The sequence below is a fragment of the Streptomyces sp. NPDC000410 genome, assembly GCF_040300305.1.
Taxonomy (GTDB): Bacteria; Actinomycetota; Actinomycetes; order Streptomycetales; family Streptomycetaceae; genus Streptomyces.
This window is the reverse complement of sequence record NZ_JBEPDM010000001.1, coordinates 199,537-213,439: the sequence shown is the minus strand read 5'-3', so window position 1 is coordinate 213,439 and position 13,903 is coordinate 199,537. Positions and strand designations below refer to the sequence as shown.

The following is a 13,903-nucleotide window of genomic DNA, read 5'->3' as shown; positions in this document are numbered from 1 at the left end:
CCGAGCGAAGCGAAGCGGGGCGAGCGGTGAGCGAGCTGGACGACGAGGAGACATGGGACCCCGGTGTGGAGCGCTGGCGGGGCGAAGGCGACTACGTCCTGCCGGCATCCCTCCGCTCCCTGCCCGTTCCCTGGGACGGCCCCTGGTCCGGGATCGAGCGGTCGGAGCGGACGCCGGAGCGGCTCGCCGATGCCCAGCACGTACTGACCGTGCTCCTCGACGACCCCGCACTCGCGCCGCACGTGCCCGAGCCCCCCGCTCCCGGCCTGCTCCTGCACGCGTGGGAGGAGCTGGAGCGGGAGGTCTGGGCGCGCATGCCCCGTACCGGGGCGGTGACCTGGAGCGGTGTCGATCTGCTCGTACGGGAGAAGCGGGAACGAGGCGGGCTGTACGTCCTTCAGGAGCGGGCGCTGTCGCACGTCGAGGCCGTCATGCTCGACCTGATCCGGCGTACCCGCGACGACATCGCCGATTCGGTGTTCCGCTGGCTGGCGCTGGATCCGGAGCCGCGACGGTTCGCCGGGTGGGCGGTGGACATGGCCGAGCGCTGTGTCGTGGCGGGCATCGGCTCGGACATGGCGATCGAGCTGCTCGGGTCGATCGGTACGGGTGAATCGGTCGCCGCGCTGGAGCGGCTGTCGGCGAAGCCGGGCCCGGCGAGCTGGGAGGACGCGGAGACGGCCCTGGGGATGCTCGCGCAGGAGCCTCGAAGCGGCCCTCGTGGGGCCGGGCCCCGGTGACCTTCCGGCGGTGGCGCTAGGACGAGGCGTCACTCGCGGACTGCCGCTCCTTGGCGGTCGTGGTGGCGAGCGCGAGCAACACCACGGCACGGACGATCAGACCACCCAGCAGCGCCGCCACGAAACCGTCGACGTGGAGTCCGCCGCCCAGCTTTCCGCCGGCCCAGGAGACGACCAGCCAGACAAGGGTGTCCTGGACGACTCCGATCGCACCGAGGATCAGGAGCATCAGCGCGGGCGCACGCCTGATGTCGTGCGGGTAGCTGTAGATCAGCTGGTTGAGGATCACGAATATGGCGCCGCCGATGACCACGGCCATTACTTGCGGGGCTTCGCCCCGCACGGAGATGCCCGGAAGCAGGGCCGCGGCGAGCGCCACGCCTGCATAGGTTCCACACAATCTCTTCGCCTTGTCCATGACCGCGATCATGGCATCGAGTCGTCCGCGCGCACAGGGGTTCGAGGCCCTGTGCTTGAGCCGTGACGGGGGCGAGGGACGGGGGACGGGGACACGCACGGGACATAATCGAGCGCATGCCCCCGAAGCCCCCGCCCGCCCCGCCACGCGCACTCCCGGCGGCCGCCCCCGCGCTCCTCGGATACGCGGCCGTACGCCTGACCGGGATGGCGATCCTCTGGGCCGTCGCCGCCGCCCAGGGAAAGGACGCGCCGCACCGGCTCAAGGGGCGCTGGGACGCGGTCTGGTACGCCCGGATCGCGGAGCACGGATACGGCCACGAGGCGACGCTCCCCGACGGCAGCGTCCACTCCGACCTGGCCTTCTTCCCGCTCCTGCCCGCGCTGGAGCGCGGCGCTTCGGAACTCGTGCCGGGTCTGGACGCCGCCACCGCGGGGCTGGTGGTCGCCTGGCTCGCCGCGTTCGCGGCCGCGTGGGGGATCTACGCCGTCGGCACGCACGTCGCGGGCCGCCGGGCCGGGATCCTGCTGGCGGTGCTCTGGGGCGTGTATCCGACCGCGTTCGTGCAGTCGATGGCGTACACGGAGACGCTGTTCACCGCCTTCGCCGCCTGGTCGCTGTACGCGGTGCTGACCGGCCGGTGGATCGTGGCGGGTGCCCTGTGCGTGCTCGCCGGGCTGACCCGGCCGTCGGCGGCGGCGCTCGTCGCGGCGCTCGGCATCACCGCGATCGTCAACGCGGTGCGCGGAGGCCTGACGTGGCGGATGGCCGTGGGCGTGCTGCTCGCGCCGCTGGGCTGGCTCGGTTACGTCGTCTTCGTCGCCGTCCGGGAAGGCAGCCCCACCGCCTACTTCGAGGTCCAGGCGGCCTGGGGCAACAACATCGACGGCGGCGTGGCCCTCGCCCGCTTCGTCGGCGCGCAGCTCACCGGCCCGCACCCGCTCGCCGGGGTCGGCCTGATCGCCGCGCTCGGGCTGCTGGCCTGGCTGGTGTGGCTGTGCGTGAAGCAGCGCCAGCCGCTGCCCGTCCTCGTGTACGGGATCGGCATCGTCGTCATCTCGCTGATCGGGGCCGCGTACTTCGGGTCCCGGCCCCGGCTGATCATGCCCGCCTTCCCGCTGCTGCTGCCGCCCGCGGCGGCACTGGCCAGGATCCGCCCGCGGTGGGCCGTGTCCATCGTGGCGCTGCTCGCCGTCGCCTCGGGGGCGTACGGTGCGTTCACACTCCTGGGATCGGGGCCGCCGTGAGCAGCATCAGGAAGTTACCGTTCGGCGAACGGCTCCGCGGTGAACTGGGCACACCCCGGCGGGCCCGCGCGCTCGCCAGCAGCCCGCGTTCGCACGTGTGGCGCGTCGAGCTGGACGGCGGTCCGGCGGTGGTCAAGCAGCTGGCGGCGGGTGACGGCGCCGACGAGAGGTACGTACGCGAGGTCGCGGCGCTGCGGCTGGCCGGGCGCCTCGATCCGCCGGTGGTGCCACGGCTGCTCGGCACGGACCCGGCCGGGCGGGTCCTGGTCCTGGAACACGTCGAGCACCGGCGGCCCGCCGAGGGGTGGGTCGTCGCGTACGCGGAGACACTGGCCCGGCTCCACACGGCCGCCGCCCCCGATGGCGATCATCCGGACCTGCCCGCCTGGGCCGGTCCCGGCGAGGGCGACATCGAGGCATTCCTGAGGCTCGCCCGTACGCTCGGCGCCGCCGTACCGCCGGGCGCGGAGGACGAACTCGCCCGGCTCGTCCGGCGGCTGGCACGGGCCGTGGACCGGCCGGCCCTGCTGCACGGCGACCCGTGCCCCGGCAACGATCTGCACACCCCGGACGGCGGCGTCAGGTTCGTCGACTTCGAGCAGGCGAGCCTCGGCAACGGCCTCATGGAACTGGCCTACGTACGCATCGGATTCCCCACCTGCTGGTGCGTCACCGCCACGCCGGAACCGGTCCTGGCCCGTGCGGAGGACGCGTACCACCGCGTCTGGCGCGAGGTCACGGGCACGGAGGTGGCGGGTGATCCGGCGGACGCCTGCGCGGGCTGGCTGATCCGGGGCGACACCCTGGTCCAGCGGGCGCACCGGGGGAGGGCCGACCAGCTCGCCCGGCTCACCGGCACGGACTGGACCTGGGGCACGGCGTCGGCCCGCCAGCGCCTTTCGCACCGGCTCGGCGTGGTCGCGGAAATGACGGGCGACGGCGGAGCCGACGGCGTGCTGGAGAGCTTCGGGCGGCTCTGCGCGGACATGCGGCGGCGCATGCTCGACCGCTGGCCGGGCCTCGGGCCGGTCCCGGCGTCCGACACGCGGGAGGAGTGAGAGGGCCGCAAGGCCTCAGAGGCCCCCGAGCCCGAGCCCGAGCCCACGTCCAAGCCTCAAGCCTCAGAGGCCCCCGAGCCCAAGCCCGAGCCCGAGCCCGAGCCCGAGCCCGAGCCCGAGCCCGAGCCCTCGCCCAAGCCCTCGCCCAAGCCTCAAGGCCTCAGAGGCCCCAAAGCTCCCAGGCCCCCAAGCCCCGAGGCCCGTAGGAGCCCCAAAGGCCCTTGGGCCTCCTCATCCCCAAGCCTCTAAAGCCCCTGGTCGTCCTGAAGGTCCTCGGCCGTCCGGATCGCCAGCCGGACGCCCGGCCGCACGCCCCAGCGCTCCATCGCCCCCGCCTCCGACTCCAGGACGTGGCGGGAGCGCAGCCGCGGCGCGCCCAGCCGCCCCGGCTTCATCGTCGTCACGGCGATGACCCGCAACTCCTTGTCCAGATAGGCCACATCGATGGTGAAGCGCATGCGGAACGTGTGCACGCTGCCGCACGGGGTCAGCATGATCGCGCCGTCGACGCCGTCCCGCCCCAGCAGACCACGGGTCCGTGCCCGGTACGAGGCGGCGACCCGCAGCTCCACCGGTTCGTCCCGCCCCGGGATCGTCAACACGGCCTTGCCGTCACGCCATTTCCCCATGGCCGTAGACCGTAGCGGCCGCCGCGGGTCTGTGGGCCCCGGACGGCGGAGAGTAGGTCCCAGGGCCCATGACCCGGGTGCGGGACGGTCCTAGGGTCGAGCCCGTGGAGTCCGGGTTCGCGTACGTCATGCTGATCGCCGCCGCCCTGTGGGGGGCCGGGGCGGGAGCGCTCGTGCCGCGCGCCGCGTACCGGCTGTCCGTCGAGCCGGAGCAGGGGTGGCGGGACGCGTGCCCCGCCGGGCATCCGATCACGGGGCCCGCGCGCGGCTGGCTCGGCGTCGCACGGTGCGCGAGCTGCGCCGTGGCGGCCCCCGCCGAGGAGAGCCCCGGCCCCGACGCGTCCGCGTCGCCGTACCGGCCCTCCCCTCTCGTCCCCGTTCTCACCGCCTTGGTCTGCGCCGCCCTCGTCGCCGTTGTCGGCCCGCGGCCCGAGGCGGCCGTCTGGGTGCTCCTCGCGCCCGTCGCCGTGCTCCTCGCGACCGTCGACCGCAACGTCCACCGGCTGCCGGACCAGCTGACGCTGCCGCTGGCCGCCGCGGCCGCCTGCCTGCTGGCCGTCGCCGCGCTGCTGCCCGGGGCCGCCGGCTCCTGGCCGACGGCGCTGCTCGGCGGGCTCGTGCTCGGCGGCGGGTACTTCGTGTTGTTCCTGATCAATCCCAACGGGATGGGCTTCGGCGATGTGAAGCTCGCGCTCTCGCTCGGGATCGCGCTCGGCTGGTACGGCTGGCCGGTGCTGTTCGTGGGGGCCTTCGCCGGATTCGTGTTCGGCTCGGCGTACGGGCTCGGGCTGATCGTCCTGCGCAAGGCGGGGCGCAAGACGGCGATCCCCTTCGGGCCGTTCATGATCGCGGGGGCGCTCGTCGGGCTGGTGCTGGGAGCCCTTGGGGCCTGATTCGGGGCCGGAGTACTGTCGAACCGGTAAGTGTCCTGGCAGAGCTGAGGAGTCGACGGTGGCCAAGGGAAAGAGCCTCTACACGTGTGGTCTCGACGCGGCGGTGGATGTCGTCGGAGGAAAGTGGAAGCCGATGATCCTCTGGGCCCTGCATGACGCGGGCACCCGGCGCTTCGGAGAGCTGAAGCGGGACGTGCACGGAGTGAGCGAGAAGATGCTGATCCAGCAGCTGCGTGAGCTGGAGGCGGACGGGATCGTGCACCGCGAGGTGTACCGGGAGGTGCCGCCCCGGGTGGAGTACTCGCTCACGGAACTCGGCCAGGCGCTGAACACGGCGCTGCTGCCGCTGGGCCAGTGGGGCGACGACTTCATGCAGCAGATCGTGACGAACAAGGAGCGGGCCGCGAAGGCCGCCTGACGCGGAGGGACCGGGTCCGCCACCGAAGTCCTCGATCCGACGCCGAGGGGCCGGGCTCCGACGCCCAGGTCTTTGGTCCGACGCCGGTACACGCGTCAACCACGTGCCCGGCGGGCCGGGTCCCCCGTCGGGGTTACGAAACCAGCCGCGGCGACGGCCCGTCGGCGGCCGTGTTTCCGGCCGGGACCACGTCTCCGTACCGCAGTCCGATGAATTCGGAGAGTAGTTGTGGCATGTCGTGGCACGCAGCATCACTTACGAAGGGTTATGGTGGAAACCCCCCCTCGGGCCGGTCCGTATCCCCCCCACGGACCGGCCCGTTTTCTGTCCCGGCTGCCATCGGGCCCGGAAATCAGCGGCGGCCGGCCCAGATGTTCGTCCCCGCCGTGTCCACCGCGAAGGTGTCGATCTCCTTCAGCTCGTCCTCGGAGAGCGGCGATCCGGACAGTGCCGCCACGTTCTCCTCCAGCTGCCCCACACTGCTCGCGCCGATCAGCGCGGAGGTCATACGGGCGTCGCGCAGCACCCACGTCAGCGCCAGCTGCGCCAACGACTGGCCGCGCCGCTGTGCGATCTCGTTCAGCCCGTTCAGCCGGCGGAGCACCTCGTCGGAGAGCAGATTCGGGTCGAGGGACTTGCCCTGCGAGGCCCGCGAGCCCTCCGGGATGCCGGTCAGGTACTTGTTCGTGAGCAGCCCCTGGGCGAGCGGCACGAAGGAGATGCACCCCATGCCGGCCGTCTCGAGCGTGTCGAGGAGCGCGTCGTCCTCGATCCAGCGGTTGATCATCGAGTACGAGGGCTGGTGGATGAGCGCGGGGACGCCCATCTCCCTCAGCAGCCGGGCCGCCTCGGCGGTCTGCTCCGAGTTGTACGAGGACACGCCGGCGTACAGCGCCTTGCCCTGCTGGACGGCGGACGCGAGCGCGCCCATCGTCTCCTCCAGCGGGGTGTCCGGGTCGAAGCGGTGCGAGTAGAAGATGTCGACGTAGTCGAGGCCCATCCGCTTCAGCGACGCGTCGAGCGACGACATCAGGTACTTGCGGGAGCCCCACTCGCCGTACGGGCCGGGGTGCATGAGGTAGCCGGCCTTGGTCGAAATGATGAGTTCGTCCCGGTACGGGGCGAAGTCCTGGGCGAAGATCTTGCCGAAGTTCAGCTCGGCGGACCCGGGCGGCGGGCCGTAGTTGTTCGCCAGGTCGAAGTGGGTCACCCCGAGGTCGAACGCCCGGCGCAGGATCGCGCGCTGCGAGGCGAGCGTGCGGTCGTCTCCGAAGTTGTGCCAGAGGCCCAGGGAGATCGCGGGGAGCTTCAGCCCGCTGTGGCCGGTGCGGCGGTACTCCATGGACTCGTAGCGGCTCGTGGCGGCACGGTAATGGGGAGAATCGTTCACGCTTCTCTGCTTATCACGGACTTGTGACAGGCCGGGTTGGGTCGCCGTGGCCGGTCCGCAGTAATGTGACGGCTTCGGGGGTCAGCCACAGCACGGAGGGGTTAAGGACTGTGAACCTGCGCGACCTGGTGTACGGGCTCTACGCACGCCGGGTGGAAGGCCGCCTCGACCACGACCAGGTCCCCAAGCACATCGGCGTCATCCTCGACGGCAATCGCCGCTGGGCGAAGGCGTCCGGAGGCACGACGGAGCAGGGGCACAAGGCCGGCGCCAGCAAGATCCACGAGATGCTGGGCTGGTGTGCCGAGACCGATGTCGAGGTCGTCACGCTCTGGATGCTGTCCACCGACAATCTGGACCGGCCGGAGAAAGAGCTCATTCCGCTCCTCGGCATCATCGAGGACGCGGTGCGTGGGCTGGCGGGTGACGGGCGCTGGCGGGTCAACCACGTCGGCACGCTGGACCTGCTGCCCGCGCGTACCCAGGCGGTCCTCAAGGAGGCCGAGCAGGCGACCGTCGGCATCGACGGGATAATCGTCAATGTCGCGGTGGGCTACGGCGGCCGCCAGGAGATCGCTGACGCGGTGCGCTCGCTGCTGACCGAGCACGCGTCGAAGGGCACGACCTTCGAGGAACTGGCGGAGATCGTCGACACGGATCTGATCGCCTCGCACCTCTACACACGGGGGCAGCCGGACCCCGACCTGGTGATCCGCACGAGCGGTGAGCAGCGGCTGTCCGGCTTCATGCTCTGGCAGAGCGCCCACTCGGAGTACTACTTCTGCGAAGTCTTCTGGCCGGCCTTCCGCAAGGTCGACTTCCTGCGCGCCCTGCGCGACTACGCGGCCCGCCACCGCCGCTACGGCACCTGACGGGGTCGCTGCCCCCGGGCCCCCGCTCGCACGTCGGTGCGCGTCGCTGCGTACTGGGGCCTTCCCCCCGGACCCCCGTACGGCTTCGACCGCGTCCTCAATCTCCCCCTACGCCCTGGCGGGCGTGGGGGGACCCCAGACGGGCGAGTTTCCCAGCCCCTTCGGTGGCTGAGGAGCGGAGTCCGGGACAGAGCCCCACACCCCCCAGCCCCGCCGGCGTTTGAGGCGCGAGGTCCGCGGCAGCGCCCAGGCGGGTCTCTGGGAGCGGAGCCCTCGATCATTCAGCCTCGTCGGCGTTTGAGGCGCGGGGGTTCGGGGGCGGAGCCCCGGCGGGGGTTCGGGGCAGCCCCGTAACGGGGTCTGGGGCGGAGCCCCAGCTTCGGGAAGTGGGGGTCCCCCCACGTCCCCGGGGCGTAGGGGGAGGGTAGGGAAAAAGCCCGCCGCAGGCGCCCCCCACCACGCACGGCACCCCGCCCCCGCCGCCAGGGCAGCCGGCCCACGCCGCCCGCCGGGCGGGAGGGAGCCCGCCGCAGGCGCCCCCGCCCACCACGCACGGCACCTCGCCCCCCCCACGCACGGCCGCCGGCCCACACGCGCCGGCCCACACGCGGCGGCCCCACACGCGCCGCCCCCACGCGCGGCGGCCCGGCGCAAGGCGTCAGAGCCCCCGCCGCAGGGGCGGTTTCGCGCCGAGGGGGAAACGGGGCGCGCCCCGCCCACGGACTCGGCCCGGCGCACGCCCGAGCATGGTCATCGCCTGTTCATCGACGCGTCGTCATATGCCATGGCATGGCCGCGCTTGTTCGAGGGAATATCCCTTCCAGGTCGACATCCGGACACACACGCCGGATGCCGATGCCATTTCACAGCGAGTGGCACCGAGCCGCTCGCCCGGGAGGCCCTTTGCGCCAGGACGACCGTGCGGTCCGCACGGAAGGAACGGAGGGCCGGTGCCCGGCCCGTGCAGCGGGGCCGGAGACCGGTCCACCCGCCCGCGACGCCGTCGCACCCCGATCTCAGCCGAGGGGGTACGTCCTTCCGTGGTGAACAGCACAAAGCGCCGCATGCCCGACAGGCGCACCTACGTTCTCGACACCAGCGTCCTGCTGGCCGACCCGAACGCCATGGCCCGCTTCGACGAGCACGAAGTCGTGCTCCCGATCGTCGTGGTCACGGAGCTGGAGGCCAAGCGGCACCATCCGGAGCTCGGTTACTTCGCCCGCCAGGCCCTGCGCCTGCTGGACGACTACCGCGTCCGGTACGGCCGGCTGGACGCCCCCATCCCGATGGGCGACCTCGGCGGCACGCTGCGGGTCGAGCTCAACCATTCGGACCCCGGCGTCCTTCCCGCCGGCTACCGGCTGGGGGACAACGACTCACGGATCCTCGCGGTCGCCCGCAACCTCCAGGCCGAGGGGTACGACGTCACGGTCGTCTCCAAGGACCTTCCCCTGCGCATCAAGGCCTCCTCGGTCGGCCTCCTCGCCGAGGAGTACCGCGCGGAGCTTGCCATCACCGACTCCGGCTGGACCGGAATGTCCGAACTGGGGCTTTCCGCCGACCAGGTGGACATCCTCTATGAAGAGGAGACGCTGTACGTTCCCGAGGCCGCCGAGCTCCCTGTCCACACCGGCCTCGTCCTCCAGTCCGAGCGGGGCAAGGCACTCGGCCGTATCACCGCCGAGGGAAATGTCCGGCTCGTCCGCGGTGACCGCGAGGCCTTCGGGATCCGCGGCCGCAGCGCCGAGCAGCGCATCGCCCTCGATCTGCTGCTCGACCCGGACGTCGGCATCGTCTCGATGGGCGGCCGGGCCGGCACCGGTAAGTCGGCGCTGGCGCTCTGCGCGGGCCTGGAGGCCGTCCTGGAGCGCAGGCAGCACCAGAAGGTGATGGTCTTCCGGCCGCTGTACGCGGTGGGCGGGCAGGAGCTCGGCTATCTGCCGGGCACCGAGGCCGAGAAGATGAGCCCCTGGGCGCAGGCGGTCTTCGACACGCTCTCCGCGGTGGCCGGCCGTGAGGTCATCGAGGAGGTGCTCGGCCGGGGCATGCTCGAAGTGCTGCCGCTGACACACATCCGGGGTCGCTCCCTGCACGACGCGTTCGTCATCGTCGATGAGGCCCAGTCGCTGGAACGGAACGTCCTGCTGACCGTTCTGTCCCGAATCGGGGCCAATTCCCGGGTCGTTCTGACCCATGACGTGGCACAACGGGACAATCTCCGCGTCGGCCGCTACGACGGAGTCGTCGCCGTCGTCGAGAAGTTGAAGGGCCATCCGCTCTTCGCCCACGTCACGCTCACCCGCTCCGAGCGCTCGCAGATCGCCGCGCTCGTGACCGAAATGCTGGAGGACGGACCGATCTAACACCCGAAGCGCGATATGAGAGTTGGCGCCGCCCGGCGAACCGCAGGAGCTTAGCCGGGCGGCGTCATGCTGTGCGCAGGTTTCCGTAAAACCCCAGGAGCAAACGGGGTGTGAGCTATCCCACGTAACGAATAATTGCCTTGCGCCCTCGCCTTCCGGCAGAGTCTTGCTTCCGTCAGGCCCCGCATACGGCACACCCGCATCTCCAGGGATGCGACACCACACAACTCCACACTTGCCGCCGTATGCCGCCCGAGCACCACGCGGCACTCCCCGCAGGGGAGTTGCCCACCGGGCCCGTGCCTCCCGTGACCTAGCAAGTGGGAGTGCCAGTGCCAGGGGCACGATTGCGTCCGCGAGGTCACCTGTGCGGGCGATGCTGGAAGGAAACCGTGTGAGCCGGATCTCGGTCCGGGGATTCGCAGTGGCGTCCGCCACCGCGGTCACCACTGTCGGCGCCGTCGTTGGCGTGGCTTCGGGTACCCCGCAGCCCGTGGACAACGACTTCGAGGCAACTGCCGCAGACGCGACGCTCCTCGCAGACATCCCCGCCGGTCAGCAAGCGCAGGTCCAGGTTGCGTCCCTGACGCAGCAGGCCGACGCGCAGGCTGCCGCCGCCGACGCGGCCGCCAAGAAGTCCGCCGAGGAATCGGCGCGCCTTCAGGCCGCCAAGGACGCCAAGGCGAAGAAGGAAGCCGCCGAGGACAAGGCCGAGCGTGAGGCCGAGGCGAAGGCCAAGGAGGAGGAGGAGCGCGCCAGCCGTTCCGCCGTCCGTGACGCCTCCAGCTTCGCGACGCAGTCCTCCTACAGCGTCGCCGAGGTCCAGGCGATGGCCCGCCAGATGATTCCTGGCGATCAGTTCCAGTGCTTCAGCAACATCGTGGACCACGAGTCCACCTGGAACTACCGCGCCCAGAACCCGTCGTCCGGTGCCTACGGTCTCGTCCAGGCGCTCCCGGGATCCAAGATGTCGTCCGCCGGTGCCGACTGGCGGACCAACCCGGCCACCCAGATCAAGTGGGGCCTCAACTACATGAACGAGCGCTACGGCAGCCCGTGTGGTGCCTGGTCGTTCTGGCAGGCCAATCACTGGTACTAGTACCGGGCGCAAGAACCTCACGGAGCCCCTCGCCGTCCTACGGCGAGGGGCTCCGTACGTGTACGGTCGGGGCGGACCCGGGGGAGAAGGAAAGAGCATGACGAAGACGCCAGGGTGGCTCGGCCGCCTGGGGGCCCGACTGACCCGTATGGGGGCACGGTTGGAAGAGCGCCGCGCGGCCGCGGCCGGCAATGGCAACGGCGGTGACGAACTGTCGCGCGGACCCGTGCCCGAACGGGTACCGCCGCCCCCTTCCTATGCCCCCGCCATAGCGGCCAAGCCCGATCCGGTCGCCGCGATCCCCTGGGGCATGCGGGTCGCGGCGGAGGCGGGCTGGCGTCTGCTCGTCCTCGCCGGCACCCTCTGGGTCCTGATGCGGGTCATCAGCGCCGTCCAGCTGGTGGTGCTCGCCTTCGTCGCCGCGCTGCTGATCACCGCCCTGCTCCAGCCCACCGTGGCCCGGCTGCGGCGCGTCGGCCTGCCGCGCGGGCTCGCCACCGCCGTCACCGCCATCCTGGGCTTCGTCGTCATGGGCCTGGTCGGCTGGTTCGTGGTGTGGCAGGTCATGGACAACCTGGACAATCTCGCCGACCGGGTCAAGGACGGTATCGAGGAGCTGAAGCGCTGGGCCCTGGACAGCCCGTTCCACGTCACCGAGCAGCAGATCAACGACATCGCGGCCAATCTCCAGGACACGATCGGCACCAACACCGAGGAGATCACGACCGCCGGTCTCCAGGGCGTGACCGTCATGGTCGAGATCCTGACCGGGATGCTGCTGACGATGTTCTCGACCCTCTTCCTGCTGCACGACGGGAAGCGGATCTGGCAGTGGTCGCTGAAGCTGGTGCCCGCGGCGGCGCGGCCCGGTGTCGCGGGCGCGGGCCCGCGCGCCTGGCGGACGCTGACCGCGTACGTCCGGGGCACGGTGATCGTCGCCCTCATCGACGCCATCTTCATCGGCCTCGGCCTCTACTTCCTCGATGTCCCGCTGGCCGTGCCGCTCGCCGTCTTCATCTTCCTGTTCGCCTTCATCCCGCTGGTCGGTGCGGTCGTCTCCGGCGCGCTCGCGGTCGTCGTCGCGCTGGTCACCCAGGGCGTGTTCACCGCGCTGATGGTGCTGGTCGTGGTGCTGGCCGTGCAGCAGATCGAGGGCCATGTGCTCCAGCCGTTCATCCTGGGCCGCGCGGTCCGGGTCCACCCGCTCGCCGTCGTCCTCGCGGTCGCCGCGGGCGGCCTGACGGCCGGTATCGGCGGTGCGGTGGTGGCCGTTCCGCTGGTGGCGGTGACCAATACGGTGGTCGGCTACCTGCGTGCGTACAGCATGGAACCGGCTCTCCGGTACGCCCCGCAGCCGCGCGGCGCGACAGCCATCGACGAGGCGTCGACGGCTCCTCCGAGGCCGGAGACGGGTGAGGACCGCCAGTGATCTCCGAACCGGAACTGGAAGGCAGCAGCGAGCCCCTGCTCTCGTACGCGCCGGGCGCGGTGGTTCCCGGGCAGCGTACGGCCGAGACCATCTCCGGCGGGGACGAGGACGCTGCGAAGCCCCCGCGTCCCCGCGGCGCCTGGCTGTGGGCGCTCGGCGGCGCGGTGGTCGCGTCCGCGGTGTGGGCGGGGGGTCTGTACGCCTACGACCGTATGGGTCCCGATCTCGGGGGCTACCGGACGAGCCGGAACCTGTGCCTGGACGCCGAGATGGAGAAACTGACGGCGACGGTCGGTGCGAAGGACAAGGGGACGCCGTCGATCGACGAGTACGACGTGTACGAACGCGCGTCGTGCGACTACAACATCATCAAGAGCGACGCCCTTCAGTACTCCCTGTCGGCGACGTACGAGCTGCACAAGAAGACCGACCCGGGGACGGAGTTCGACGCCCAGACCCTGCCGGGCTCGCAGTACGGCGCCGACATCAAGGTGGAACGGATCGAGGGCGTCGGCGAGCGGGCGTACCTGCTGGGCGGCAGCGAAAGCTACGACGGGTACTCCCTGGTGGTGCTCGACGGCCAGGCCGTGCTCGGGGTCAGCCTCAACGGCGTGTGGGGCGACTACGAGGCGGACGGCCGAGGGGGGACGGCGGAGCCGGATCCCGATCTGTCCGTGACCAGGTTCAAGAGCGCCCTCATCGAGGACACGAAGGCGCTGGTGGCGAGGCTGCAGCGCCCGGCGTAGCGAAAGGGCCCCGCTGGACGATGCGATCGTCGAGCGGGGCCCTTCGCCCGCGTATGCGCGTACGCCGTTACGCGCCCAGGACGGCTTCCGCGTCCAGCGTCGTGCCGACCGCCTGGATCACCGAGGCGATCTTGAACGCCTCCTGGATGACGTCACGGTCGACGCCCGCCTTGCGGAGCACTTGCTCGTGCGAGTCCAGGCACTGGCCGCAGCCGTTGATCGCGGAGACGGCGAGCGACCACAGTTCGAAGTCGATCTTCTCGACGCCCGGGTTGCCGATGACGTTCATCCGCAGACCGGCGCGGAGCGACCCGTACTCGGGGTCCGACAGCAGGTGCCGGGTCCGGTAGAAGACGTTGTTCATCGCCATGACGGCGGCGGCCGACCTGGCGGCGGTGTACGCCTCGGCGGACAGGTTGGCCTTGGCCTCCGGCCCCAGCTCGCGCAGCACGATCGGCGAGCGCGAGGCGATCGCGCAGGCCAGGACCGTGCCCCACAGCTGCTGCTGCGGAAGCTCGCTGTTGCCGATCACCGAACCGAGGTTCAGCTTGAGGTCCTTGGCGTAGTCCGGCAGCGCGGACTTCAGCTCATCGAGGGCCAT

The 13,903-nt window shown here is 71.3% G+C and carries 14 protein-coding genes; 10 read left to right on the top strand and 4 right to left on the bottom strand.

Annotated features, from left to right (window positions below; all coding sequences use genetic code 11):
* Positions 1 to 26: 26 nt before the first annotated feature.
* Positions 27 to 740 (top strand): hypothetical protein, encoded by a 714-nt coding sequence (locus tag ABT342_RS00980; RefSeq protein WP_351565024.1) that lies wholly within the window; start codon positions 27 to 29, stop codon positions 738 to 740.
* A 16-nt stretch (positions 741 to 756) separates the two neighbouring features.
* Here the strand turns inward: ABT342_RS00980 and ABT342_RS00975 are convergent, their stop codons facing one another.
* Positions 757 to 1,158, bottom strand: coding sequence for a phage holin family protein (locus ABT342_RS00975; RefSeq protein WP_351565021.1), 402 nt, complete (start codon positions 1,156 to 1,158; stop codon positions 757 to 759).
* Between the two features lie 116 nt (positions 1,159 to 1,274).
* Between ABT342_RS00975 and ABT342_RS00970 the strand changes: the two genes are divergently transcribed.
* Together ABT342_RS00970 and ABT342_RS00965 are read left to right on the top strand one after the other, a co-directional pair.
* Positions 1,275 to 2,405, top strand: a complete 1,131-nt coding sequence (locus ABT342_RS00970; protein ID WP_351565018.1) for a hypothetical protein — start codon at positions 1,275 to 1,277, stop codon at positions 2,403 to 2,405.
* On the top strand, positions 2,402 to 3,463 hold the full coding sequence (locus ABT342_RS00965) for an aminoglycoside phosphotransferase family protein (protein ID WP_351565015.1): 1,062 nt from the start codon (positions 2,402 to 2,404) through the stop codon (positions 3,461 to 3,463). The genes ABT342_RS00970 and ABT342_RS00965 overlap by 4 nt, the downstream gene beginning before the upstream one ends.
* A gap of 245 nt (positions 3,464 to 3,708) precedes the next feature.
* On the opposite strand, the gene ABT342_RS00960 is transcribed toward ABT342_RS00965, so the two are convergent.
* Positions 3,709 to 4,092 carry a DUF192 domain-containing protein gene (locus ABT342_RS00960; protein WP_351565012.1) on the bottom strand — a complete coding sequence of 128 codons (384 nt, stop codon included), beginning with the start codon at positions 4,090 to 4,092 and terminating at the stop codon, positions 3,709 to 3,711.
* A gap of 128 nt (positions 4,093 to 4,220) precedes the next feature.
* On the opposite strand from ABT342_RS00960, the gene ABT342_RS00955 reads away from it, so the two are divergent.
* Positions 4,221 to 4,985 carry a prepilin peptidase gene (locus ABT342_RS00955; protein WP_351566276.1) on the top strand — a complete coding sequence of 255 codons (765 nt, stop codon included), beginning with the start codon at positions 4,221 to 4,223 and terminating at the stop codon, positions 4,983 to 4,985.
* Between the two features lie 58 nt (positions 4,986 to 5,043).
* The gene (locus ABT342_RS00950) at positions 5,044 to 5,403 is read left to right on the top strand and encodes a winged helix-turn-helix transcriptional regulator (RefSeq protein WP_351565009.1); all 360 of its coding nucleotides are present in this window, start codon (positions 5,044 to 5,046) and stop codon (positions 5,401 to 5,403) included.
* Between the two features lie 352 nt (positions 5,404 to 5,755).
* Here the strand turns inward: ABT342_RS00950 and mgrA are convergent, their stop codons facing one another.
* A complete protein-coding gene (gene mgrA, locus ABT342_RS00945) occupies positions 5,756 to 6,793 on the bottom strand; it encodes an L-glyceraldehyde 3-phosphate reductase (RefSeq protein ID WP_351565006.1) in 1,038 nt (345 codons plus the stop codon).
* A 110-nt stretch (positions 6,794 to 6,903) separates the two neighbouring features.
* Here mgrA and ABT342_RS00940 point away from each other — a divergent pair, with 110 nt between their 5' ends.
* From ABT342_RS00940 to ABT342_RS00920, 5 genes are all read left to right on the top strand, one after another.
* Positions 6,904 to 7,665 carry an isoprenyl transferase gene (locus ABT342_RS00940; RefSeq protein ID WP_351565003.1) on the top strand — a complete coding sequence of 254 codons (762 nt, stop codon included), beginning with the start codon at positions 6,904 to 6,906 and terminating at the stop codon, positions 7,663 to 7,665.
* 1,040 nt (positions 7,666 to 8,705) lie between these two features.
* A complete protein-coding gene (phoH2, locus tag ABT342_RS00935; protein WP_351565001.1) occupies positions 8,706 to 10,028 on the top strand; it encodes an RNA 5'-3' helicase PhoH2 in 1,323 nt (440 codons plus the stop codon).
* 394 nt (positions 10,029 to 10,422) lie between these two features.
* Positions 10,423 to 11,127 (top strand): aggregation-promoting factor C-terminal-like domain-containing protein, encoded by a 705-nt coding sequence (locus ABT342_RS00930; protein ID WP_351564999.1) that lies wholly within the window; start codon positions 10,423 to 10,425, stop codon positions 11,125 to 11,127.
* Positions 11,128 to 11,224: 97 nt separating this feature from the next.
* Positions 11,225 to 12,556 carry an AI-2E family transporter gene (locus ABT342_RS00925; RefSeq protein WP_351564997.1) on the top strand — a complete coding sequence of 444 codons (1,332 nt, stop codon included), beginning with the start codon at positions 11,225 to 11,227 and terminating at the stop codon, positions 12,554 to 12,556.
* Positions 12,553 to 13,302, top strand: a complete 750-nt coding sequence (locus ABT342_RS00920; protein ID WP_351564994.1) for a hypothetical protein — start codon at positions 12,553 to 12,555, stop codon at positions 13,300 to 13,302. Before ABT342_RS00925 ends, ABT342_RS00920 begins: the two co-directional genes overlap by 4 nt.
* Positions 13,303 to 13,369: 67 nt before the next feature.
* On the opposite strand, the gene ABT342_RS00915 is transcribed toward ABT342_RS00920, so the two are convergent.
* Positions 13,370 to 13,903: an alkyl hydroperoxide reductase gene (locus ABT342_RS00915; protein WP_351564991.1), complete on the bottom strand. Its 534-nt coding sequence runs from the start codon at positions 13,901 to 13,903 to the stop codon at positions 13,370 to 13,372.